Raw genomic sequence first — 9,706 nt, 5'->3', positions numbered from 1 at the left:
TGTTAAGCACGCCGCCAGCGTTCATCCTGAGCCAGGATCAAACTCTTAAAATAAAACTGGCGTTTCTTTATAGTTTGAATTGATTATCAAACTAAGGTTTAATTCCTTACACTGTTTAGTTTTCAATGTCCAAAGTTTTTTTCGCTTGTTTCAGCGACAAGATTTATTATAGCAGGTCTTTCATTTCATGTCAACACTTTTTTTTGACATTTTTTTTGCCGCCGTTTATCAGCGACAAAAACTATTCTACCATGCATCAACATCAAAGTCAAATGGTAATTTATTGAATGCAATAATCAGTATGGTCTATGTTCTTTTATTGAAGAAACCACATACTATATACAGTATAGTTTTGGAGAATCCAAAGCCATATATAGTAGATGGCTTTTATAGAAGGTAATTATGCAATTTGATCTAATAATAAAACAGGACTATGCTTTTATTCTAGCAGAAACAACTGTGATACCAAGATTTTCAACCGCCTTTATAAATTCAAGCTGATGTTTTTATATGTAGGTGATTAGTGGGCTTATCAAGTATTTTTAGCTACAAGTATCAAATCTTGTTAGGTATACCCACAGCATCTGCCCTGCACTGACTACAGCCATATAATTGTTTTATATATTTCGAACAAACTTCTCTGATGTATTGTAGTTCTTTACTGGAAATTTTTTTATATCCAGCAAATTTGGCTTGAGGAATTAAAGAAGTCACGTTCATCACCGTAGCCTTAACTTCATAAGCAAATTGGGCTATTTCTTCTATTTCCCCCAGATTTACACTAGAAATAGCTACAGTATTGATTTTAACTGCTACACCTTCATTAACGGCATTGACTATCCCATTTATTTGCTTTTGTATAAACTCTTCATAGGAGTACCCTGCAGTATAATCATATATCATCTTAGCAGTATTACTATTTAAAGTATTAAGAGTCACAGTTATCGCCGATACATTATATTTAATAAGTTGTTCTAATTTATCTTCAAGCAAGAGACCATTTGTACTAATACATTTTATGAATTGTTTAAATTCTTCATCTAAAACCTTTAGTGTCTTGAATGTCTCTGGGTTATATAGGGGTTCTCCTGGCCCTGCTATTCCTATTACTTTAATATTGTTTACAGGTGTATTATGTCTTTTGATATGATCAACAACTTGATCATGGGTCATTACCTTAGAAGTAACTCCCGGTCTTGATTCATTGACGCAATCGTATTTCCTATCACAATATCCACACTGAATATTGCATTTTGGTGCGACTGGAAGGTGAATACGTCCATAACAGCTTCTATGATTATCATCGTAGCAAGGGTGTTTGTCCATTATATTGAAAGATGTGACTGGCATATTTTTTCAAGCTCCTCGTCTAAAAGTGGTACCGGTATGCAGGCACTATTATTATTATATATAGTCTCTGCCAATTTTTTAATATCTTGACTTATACTCTCTTCAGGGTATAATTCCATAACCGTTTTTTTACTCATTTCGGCTAGTGTAATATATTTACTCATGGGTAGTACACCGATGATTTTGGTCCCTATTTCCCTAGCTATGTCTTCTACCATATTAGTATTTACGACACTACTTCTACCGTTTACAATAATACCCGCTAGTCTAATATCCCCTGTCTTAGCATACTTTCGAATTCCTCTACAGATATTATTAGCGGCATACAGGGACATGAAGTCAGAAGTAGTAACGATATATACCTGATCGGCAATATTTTCCCTTAGGGGTGAAGAAAAACCTCCACAAACTACGTCACCAATGACATCATATATGACCACATCTATACCTTCTAGCAGATTATCTTCTTTTATTTTTTCAAGTGCTACTACAATACCTCTACCAGCACAGCCTGTACCTGGAGGAGGGCCTCCAGCTTCTATACAAAGTATTCCATTATATCCATAGTTGATAAAGGATTTATTGTCATGATTATCCAGTAAAGTAGGTATTTTCTTACCCATAATATTTCGAGTAGAATCAGCCTTTGGATCACAGCCTATAACTGCTACTTTAAGTCCCATAAGGCTAAAACTAACAGCTATATTACATACAGTTGTTGACTTTCCTATACCACCTTTACCATATATACATATCTTCTTCATTATAAAGCGCTCCTCTGTTTTTTACTCCCATCATAACCCCATTAAGAATATCCTCAGCTAGATTAATGGCACCCCTTTCTCCTATATAGGGTGTATCACTAATAGAAACCCTATCATAAACGGGATATTCAAAGGGTATAAGTGGAACCTTTAGTCTATCAGCAATATCTCCATCAAAGGAAGATCCAAAAATAAGAGCTGCGTCGGATATGGAAACATTAGCTATAAATTCTTCTACATCAAAGCTTTTTTCGGTTATACCAAAGGAAACTACCTCCATCCCAAGCTCCATCTCAAGAAATCTTTTCATACCCTTAGCCCTAGCATAGCTACCTACAACGCAAACTGGCAATCCATACAAGGATTTTAAATAGGAATAAATTTTACTGAAGGCTTTTTTACTATTTTCTTCTATACTTCTAATTTCTTGTGAATAGTCTATATTAAATGTATCAGAAATGATATATAAAAGTTCTTTTATACCTTCTATTCCATAGGGATAGTCTATTTGCACATAGGGCTAATTGTATTTTTCTTTTAAAAACTTACAAGCCTTTATACCTCTACCGAATACTATATTGACATCAGCAAGGGTAATATTCTCAATATCTCCCAATGTACAACTAGCAGAAATAAAGCCTATATCCACTTTATCTCCAATTACTTTCTTTAGTGCTTGTATATCCTGTTCTTTCTTATAATCATCATAAAGCATACCAAAAATATTTATAGTGGGTTTTTTATTCTTTTTTCCATTAGTGCAAAAGGTATTAACAACTTTATGCAATGCGTCTTCGTAGCCTTTTTCAAAGTCGCTTTTGAAACCTGCCCCGTTTATATAAACCATGTCTACACAATGTCTAAATTCATTAATTACACTATCCACATCATCCTTTACAATTTCACTAACACAGCCAGTAATAACGGTTATTAGTCTTGGATTATATAACTCAATAATATTTTCTATTGCCAATCTTAAAGAATTTTCCCCATTTAAAATTATATCTTTATCATTAATTATGGTACATGTCTGCCTTAAATCAGCCATATCCCTTGTGACATGGAAACTCATATTAGCAAAATGGCATCCTACAACGGAGTGGAAAAGCACTACACCATCTTCTATACCACCAAGGGCCTGATACGCACCAAATATTCTACACGGATTACTACACTTCATACTATTTACCCTTTCTATGGAGCCACATTTTTGACCACATTTTTTCTGTGGCAATGATATTCCCTTTAGATAATAAAGGATAGCTTTCTCTATCATATTCTAATTTGTTTAATATTAAATTAGGCTTATTTGCAGATGTTTTCAATTTCCCATACATTTTTTCTACACTACTAATATATGATTCGTAGGATAATGACATAGTATCATGCCTAGGATGTACAATAGGCAGTCCAAGTTCGTGAAAACTATAGTCGTCTGTACCTACTATCACATCACATCTTCTTGATATTTTCTTCACTTCTTTATGGGTAGGATTTATCAATAACTCAGTGGTTTTGCTACATTCATTTATTGCACTCCCTATTTTATTTTTAAGATTGCTAAGAACTCCATCGTCAATATCAAGATTTTTCTTTGTTTTTTCAGTTAATATAACCGTACAGGCTATTATATTCATACCATAATCAACAGCATATTTCTTTATAAGATACGGAACCGATTGAATATTGCTACTGATAATCATTACCCTGTAGGCAGAAATTTTTTCTTTGAATAGTAAAACCCTATCAAGGGCATTCTTTTCCTTAATCTTAATGAGGTTTTCCATGGCATCTTCTATTCCAAGTTGTATACCTATGTCCCTATAAAACTCAGATATCCCTTTGATACCAGAGTATCTTCCAGTCGTATTTATTTGAAGATATGGGGTGCCGAATTTCTCCTTCATATTCTTAGCCCATCTTAATCTTCTAACAATATTTAAGGAAGCCGATGACATAGTTACTACTTTTTCATAGGAAGTACTTGGAAAATATGTATTAATCCTTACATTTACTAAGCCCAAAGTATCTTCTACTTCCCTTAGAACTTGTTTCCCATGGGGGCCAAACCCAATAGTTTCTATATTAACAGTGAGGGGGATCACCTCTGTTTTTACCATTATATCCTCCACAATTGCATACAGCATTTCTGTAAATCCACAGCCCTTTATATCAAAATCAAGATTCTTGCTTTGTCCAAATTTTTGTTTGGCAACCTCTTTAAACCTCTTTGCCGAATAACTCTTGTCCCTATGGGAAAAAAGCTCAGACTTTATATCTATTACATTGATTCCCTTATCTCTTGCCCTTTTTACAGCAGATACAATATCATCGTGTATAACATCGGATATAGGTGTGGGAATAACCACAATTAACTTGGGTGAATAAAGCTCATGGGTTTTTATAATAGTCTCATATAGTTTTTCTTCTCCTCCAAAAATAATTTCCCTTTCTTCCATTTCACTAGATATGACATCATAATAGGGATAATTTCTTCTTCTAGCTGAATACCTATAATGATAACCGCACCCTCTAGGCCCATGGATGATAGGAATAACACCCTTCATTTCCCCTACAGCATATATACTTCCTGACACCTTGCCATTAACTCCAAAGCGATGAAGTAATGCAGCAGGATACATAGATATGGATAATTCTTCATAGTATTTTTGTCTCATAGTTTTTATACTCCTGTAAAAATGATATTAGGTTTACCTGTTTTGCAATTTTCTTCTATAATTGCATTTACCTTAAAAACTTCTTTTAATAAATTATTGGTGAATACTTCCTTAGGAGAACCGTAGGCTACTATTCTTCCTTTATTCATGACGTATACTTTGTCACAATATGTTGATGTTAGATTCAAGTCATGCATAGCAGAAAAAACTTCTATATCAAGCTTTTTTACTACATCCAATAGGCTTATTTGATAATGAATGTCAAGATGATTAGTTGGTTCATCAAGTATTAATGCTTTAGGCTGGGAAGCAATAGCCCTAGCAATAAGAACTCTTTGCTTTTCTCCCCCGGATAAAGTATTAAATTTTCTACCCACATATTTTTGCATACCTACTTTCTCCATAGCATCATCTACTATTTTATAGTCCTTATCATCATCTTGCTCTAGCAGTTTCTTATGGGGTGTTCTCCCCATCATAACTACTTCCTTAACTGTAAAATCAAAGCTAAAGTTACTCATTTGAGTCATAACCCCTAGTTTTTTTGCGGATTGCTTTAGACTCATTTCATCTAGTTTGACATCATCTAGAGTGATAAAACCTGCATTGGGTTTAATAACTCTGTATATAGATTTTAATAATGTAGATTTCCCACTACCGTTAGGCCCTACTATGCCCACAAACTCATTATCACTTATATTGGCACATATTTTTTCTATGATAGTTTTGGTACCTATCTTAACCGTAACATCCTTTACTGTTATCTTCATCTTTAATCACCTCCAAAACCATAACTCTTTGTAAGCATCATATAGATGAAGAATGGCCCGCCTATCATACCTGTTATGACACCAATAGGAACTTCTACATCTCCTAGAACCATTCTAGCAGCGACATCGCACCATATAAGAAAAATACTCCCACATAAAATAGAAATGGGGACTACTTTTCTGTGATCAGAGCCAAATATCATTCTTATACAATGGGGAATAATGAGTCCTACAAAGCCAATAGTCCCGGATACAGATACAGCTACTCCCGTCACTAAAGCACTTAGAATTAAATATATCTTTCTTATTTTTACTACGTTTACTCCCAGTGCTATGGCAGACTCTTCTCCAACCAAAAGGACATTAAGTATTCTAAATTGTGTAATGAAAAATATCGTTCCTAGTATCACAATGACCGATGGTATACGTAGTAGGTTCCATGACGCACTAGTTAATCCTCCCATAGACCAAAAAGTTACGGTGCGAATTCCTTCTGCATCCTCTGCTGTATATATAATAAAGCTAGTAAAGGCAGAACACATTGCATTAATCGCCATACCTGCCAACAGCAATTTTATAGTATTTCCCCTACCTGACCCTGAAAAAGCAATTGTGAAAACAAACATGGAGATAAGGATAGCACCCGTAAAGGCACCTACTGATACTCCATAATGTCCAAAAAAGGAAAATACTCCAACTAGTATGGCTGCCGTTGCACCCAGTGAAGCCCCCGATGATACTCCAAGAATATATGGATTAGCGAGGGGGTTCTTTACTACTGCTTGAATAACAACTCCACAAAGGGCAAGCCCTGCACCTACTACTGCACCCATAAGCACCCTAGGAAAACGGATATTCCATATGATCTCCGCTTTAGGAAGTTTTAGTATTTTTAAAGCTTCCGATGTATGTATCTTAAATATTTTATAATATAATATTTTAGCCACGTCTTTATAATCTATAGACACTGGTCCAAAGGTTATGGCTAAAATAATGGATAGCACTAATAATAGTGCCAATCCAATTATGATAACTCCTAAGGTAATACCACCTTTTTCTTCAGTCTTATTTGTCATAATTACTCATTAATTAGGCTATTAAGCGCCTCTATACTATCAATGATTTGTAAACTTCCGCAATAAAAGGCAGTATGCTCAATAACTAAGAACTTATCATTTTTAACAGCATTTAAATTTTTAAGACTAGGCTGTTCTTTGTTAGTAATAGTGATAGGGTACTCAGTTACATTGTTTTTCACTTTAGAAATATCGAGATCCTTTAACTCTTTAGGATAGAATGACTTAGCCATCATTTCTATGACTTCCATTGTTTCATATGCTCCACCATAAAAGTCCACATACTTTACTGGTACAAATCTATTGTTTTTAATTGCATTTACATTTTCCAGTGCAGAATTTGCTTTAAAGGCAGCGATTTTATCTTCAGCTTTGGAATCCGTTCTATCTATAATTAATATCACATCTGGATTAAGGTCTATGATGTTTTCCATACTTTGCTTACCGAACTCTTTGTCTAAGGAAATACCCCCAGCTACATGAATTAAGTTGGCAGTCAAGTCTTTTTCTGAGCGTCCAAAAAATTCATTTTCATAGACCATTTGTACAGTTAATACTTTGACCCTATTTTCATCATCTAAAATGGACGTCGCTTCATCTATTACTTTTGCTCTAGCCTTCATATCAGCAATAAGCTTTTCTGCTTTACCTTCCACATTAAATATCTTTCCTAGATTTTGTATATCTATATATATACGTTCTACGGTTCTAGGTCCAGTTACTTTAGATGATACGGTGTTTTCCATGGCATAAGTATGAATCCCTTTGTCAATCCAATCATTAACTGAACCAAGATTTTTTTCACTGAATGCTGAACCCCAACCGGCGATCATATCGGGATCGGCATTGATAACAACCTCTTTAGCGGGATAGCCATCATCGGCTAGAAGCTCTAAGCCATTAAAAGTGTCTAAATACTTATCCGAAACATTCCCCACGGACTTTGCAACACCTACAATTTTTTCTTCAAGCCCAAGGGCTAACATAACCTGAGCCACTTGTGTTTCCATGCACACAACTCTCTCCGGTGATTTTTCAAAGACCTGTTCAACCTTGTCACCCGTAGTATCATAATTGGTAATTGTAACGGGATAATGATTTTGTGTTGTTTCTTCTGATACAACTTCTTCCGACTTACCTTGATTTTGGCTATTCTTTGTCTGCTGCTCATTAATCATCTCTTTACTTTGACATCCTATAACAGAAAAACATAGACATAAAACAAGCAATAATGATATAATCTTTTTCATTTTAATTTTATCCTCCTTAACGTTTTATTGAAAAGTCCAATAAAAAAATCCTACCAAGGGTAGGAAAAAACTTAACACTATTAGGCAAAATATAATTTACCTTAATAATAGACTTCCCACCGAAGTTTTTATTAGAACATATAAGGCAGGTTTCCTGACTTGTAGTATAGCTTACTCTCTTTACCTTCCCAAGCATAGCTCAGTGGCTTCTAAAGATTTCATACCTACTTACAGTAGCGGGGGCTGTAACGGATTTACACCGTTTTCCCTTTTACCCTATTTTATAGGCACCTTATAGTTTATTTAATTATGTAGCCATTAATATTTTATCACAATGTCTTTTTTTGTCAATTAATGCTAGTTTATTCACTATATGCAATAAATCAAAAAAATAAAAAAGACTAGAAAAAATTCTAGTCTTTTTTATTTCTTGGTGCCCAGAGGCGGAATCGAACCACCGACACGGGGATTTTCAGTCCCCTGCTCTACCGACTGAGCTATCTGGGCGAAGTAATGGTCGGGGTGGCAGGATTTGAACCCGCGACCCTCTGGTCCCAAACCAGATGCGCTACCAAACTGCGCTACACCCCGAAAAACATTAACATTGAAAGATTCGATATAAAATTAATAGATCATCAAGGAAGCTTATTTGCTATTAAGCAAATACCGTAAAATTTCCCCCAAACAAACTACAGTTTGCTACAAAATTTTACTAACAAGGTAGTCTTTTTACCTATGGGTAAAACCACAAAACTTTTTCAAGCTAAAGCTGGCTATAAAGTTTTGTTGACTTGGTGGGCCTTCAGGGACTCGAACCCCGGACCTGCCGGTTATGAGCCGGACGCTCTGACCAACTGAGCTAAAGGCCCTTGTTTTTATGGCGGAGGAGGTGGGATTCGAACCCACGGCCCCTTGCGGAGTCACTGGTTTTCAAGACCAGCTCCTTAAACCACTCGGACACCCCTCCGGATTATTAAACTCGCTTCTCTCGTTTCATCAAAAGGGTATTTACCTTTTATTTGTTCGAAAGAACAAATAAAACTGGTGACCCATCCGCGACTCGAACGCGGGACACCCTGATTAAAAGTCAGGTGCTCTACCGACTGAGCTAATGGGTCATATAAAGATAACTACCATTTGAATATCTCTTCTATAAAATTAGTTATTCTTAATGGCGTGCCCACAGGGATTCGAACCCCGGACACACGGCTTAGAAGGCCGTTGCTCTATCCTGCTGAGCTATGGGCACACATTTTGGAGCGGGTGAAGGGGATCGAACCCTCGCAACCGGCTTGGAAGGCCGGGGCTCTACCACTGAGCTACACCCGCATATAAATTTAATTGGAGCGGTAGAAGGGATTTGAACCCTCGACCCTCGCCTTGGCAAGGCGATGCTCTACCACTGAGCCACTACCGCAATATATGGTGCGGGTAGAGGGACTTGAACCCCCACGTACAAGACACTAGATCCTAAGTCTAGCGCGTCTGCCAATTCCGCCATACCCGCATAAAAAGGAAGTCTATTTACCTATCGGTAAATACCTCAAAATCTTCCCTCGAGCTAAAGCTCGCTACAAAGTTTTGTTGACTTGGTGGAGGGAACTGGATTCGAACCAGTGTAGTCGTCGACAACGGATTTACAGTCCGCCCCCTTTAGCCACTCGGGCATCCCTCCGGATTAAAATGGAGCTGGTGATGGGACTTGAACCCGCAACCTGCTGATTACAAGTCAGCTGCTCTGCCAATTGAGCTACACCAGCATAATGGCGATCCAGAAGAGACTCGAACTCTCGACCTCTAGCGTGACAGGCTAGCGTT

6 protein-coding genes, 11 tRNA genes, 1 pseudogene and 1 riboswitch are annotated in these 9,706 nt (G+C 36.5%); all 18 genes and pseudogenes read right to left on the bottom strand.

From position 1 onward, the window contains the following. Nucleotides 1-555: 555 nt before the first annotated feature. The 18 genes and pseudogenes from N4A68_03800 to N4A68_03715 all read right to left on the bottom strand — a co-directional run bounded on the left by N4A68_03800 (nucleotide 556) and on the right by N4A68_03715 (nucleotide 9,648). Complete coding sequence (locus N4A68_03800) at nucleotides 556-1,350, bottom strand: radical SAM protein (GenBank protein ID MCT4563429.1); 795 nt, start codon at nucleotides 1,348-1,350, stop codon at nucleotides 556-558. Next, nucleotides 1,326-2,114, bottom strand: coding sequence for a P-loop NTPase (locus N4A68_03795; protein ID MCT4563428.1), 789 nt, complete (start codon nucleotides 2,112-2,114; stop codon nucleotides 1,326-1,328). The genes N4A68_03800 and N4A68_03795 overlap by 25 nt, the downstream gene beginning before the upstream one ends. Beyond that, nucleotides 2,089-3,294 (bottom strand): annotated as a pseudogene (locus N4A68_03790) (nitrogenase component 1). Before N4A68_03790 ends, N4A68_03795 begins: the two are co-directional and overlap by 26 nt. 1 nt (nucleotide 3,295) lies before the next feature. Then, nucleotides 3,296-4,792, bottom strand: coding sequence for a nitrogenase component 1 (locus N4A68_03785; protein MCT4563427.1), 1,497 nt, complete (start codon nucleotides 4,790-4,792; stop codon nucleotides 3,296-3,298). Nucleotides 4,793-4,797: 5 nt separating this feature from the next. Continuing rightward, a complete protein-coding gene (locus tag N4A68_03780) occupies nucleotides 4,798-5,562 on the bottom strand; it encodes an ABC transporter ATP-binding protein (GenBank protein ID MCT4563426.1) in 765 nt (254 codons plus the stop codon). Between the two features lie 2 nt (nucleotides 5,563-5,564). Further along, the gene (locus tag N4A68_03775; GenBank protein ID MCT4563425.1) at nucleotides 5,565-6,638 is read right to left on the bottom strand and encodes an iron ABC transporter permease; all 1,074 of its coding nucleotides are present in this window, start codon (nucleotides 6,636-6,638) and stop codon (nucleotides 5,565-5,567) included. 2 nt (nucleotides 6,639-6,640) lie between these two features. Further along, nucleotides 6,641-7,888 carry an ABC transporter substrate-binding protein gene (locus tag N4A68_03770; GenBank protein ID MCT4563424.1) on the bottom strand — a complete coding sequence of 416 codons (1,248 nt, stop codon included), beginning with the start codon at nucleotides 7,886-7,888 and terminating at the stop codon, nucleotides 6,641-6,643. Nucleotides 7,889-8,014: 126 nt separating this feature from the next. After that, nucleotides 8,015-8,198: riboswitch (cobalamin riboswitch) on the bottom strand. Between the two features lie 121 nt (nucleotides 8,199-8,319). After that, nucleotides 8,320-8,395, bottom strand: a tRNA-Phe gene (locus tag N4A68_03765). 7 nt (nucleotides 8,396-8,402) lie between these two features. After that, nucleotides 8,403-8,479: transfer RNA gene (locus N4A68_03760), tRNA-Pro, on the bottom strand. A 201-nt stretch (nucleotides 8,480-8,680) separates the two neighbouring features. Further along, nucleotides 8,681-8,757: transfer RNA gene (locus N4A68_03755), tRNA-Ile, on the bottom strand. A gap of 9 nt (nucleotides 8,758-8,766) precedes the next feature. Next, nucleotides 8,767-8,855: transfer RNA gene (locus N4A68_03750), tRNA-Ser, on the bottom strand. A gap of 75 nt (nucleotides 8,856-8,930) precedes the next feature. Continuing rightward, nucleotides 8,931-9,006: transfer RNA gene (locus tag N4A68_03745), tRNA-Lys, on the bottom strand. A 54-nt stretch (nucleotides 9,007-9,060) separates the two neighbouring features. Continuing rightward, a tRNA-Arg gene (locus N4A68_03740) sits at nucleotides 9,061-9,137 on the bottom strand. Between the two features lie 6 nt (nucleotides 9,138-9,143). Further along, nucleotides 9,144-9,217 (bottom strand) — tRNA-Gly (locus tag N4A68_03735). Between the two features lie 13 nt (nucleotides 9,218-9,230). Continuing rightward, a tRNA-Gly gene (locus tag N4A68_03730) sits at nucleotides 9,231-9,305 on the bottom strand. A gap of 6 nt (nucleotides 9,306-9,311) precedes the next feature. Next, a tRNA-Leu gene (locus N4A68_03725) sits at nucleotides 9,312-9,395 on the bottom strand. Between the two features lie 83 nt (nucleotides 9,396-9,478). After that, nucleotides 9,479-9,563, bottom strand: a tRNA-Tyr gene (locus N4A68_03720). A 9-nt stretch (nucleotides 9,564-9,572) separates the two neighbouring features. Further along, nucleotides 9,573-9,648, bottom strand: a tRNA-Thr gene (locus N4A68_03715). Between the last annotated feature and the right edge of the window lie 58 nt (nucleotides 9,649-9,706).

This window comes from Maledivibacter sp. (assembly GCA_025210375.1).
Classification (GTDB): Bacteria; Bacillota; Clostridia; order Peptostreptococcales; family Caminicellaceae; genus JAOASB01.
This window is presented reverse-complemented; position numbering and strand designations above follow the sequence as displayed.